This window comes from Vogesella mureinivorans (assembly GCF_007644035.1).
Classification (GTDB): domain Bacteria; phylum Pseudomonadota; class Gammaproteobacteria; order Burkholderiales; family Chromobacteriaceae; genus Vogesella; species Vogesella mureinivorans.
Genome location: NZ_VMTV02000965.1, coordinates 1 through 321, shown reverse-complemented (window position 1 = coordinate 321; position 321 = coordinate 1). Strand labels below are relative to the sequence as shown.

The 321-nt window shown below is 58.3% G+C and carries 1 pseudogene; it reads left to right on the top strand.

What is annotated here, in order from left to right:
• A pseudogene (locus tag FLQ44_RS21360) lies at positions 1-321 on the top strand (adenosine monophosphate-protein transferase); the annotation flags it as partial.

Here is a 321-nt window from a genome sequence, read left to right as displayed (position 1 = left end):
ACGCGATACTCGCATCGCGTTGATGTCGTTCACACTACCGGACGGGCTGACCTTAAAGAACAAGCTCGGAGCCACAAACCACGACCATCTCGAACAACGGGAGCACCCTAAGCTCGCCCAGCGGTTGATCGAGCTCTACGAAGGGCACGGCCCGGAGCAGACATTCGACACGGCCCATTTGCAGGCGCTGCATAAGCATCTGTTTCAAGATGTGTATGAATGGGCCGGTCGCTTCCGCCACGAGACCTTTATTTTTGCCGACGGCACGCGGGCATCCATGTCGGCGATGCGCAAGGTCAGCGGCAAGGATTTCGCGATCGG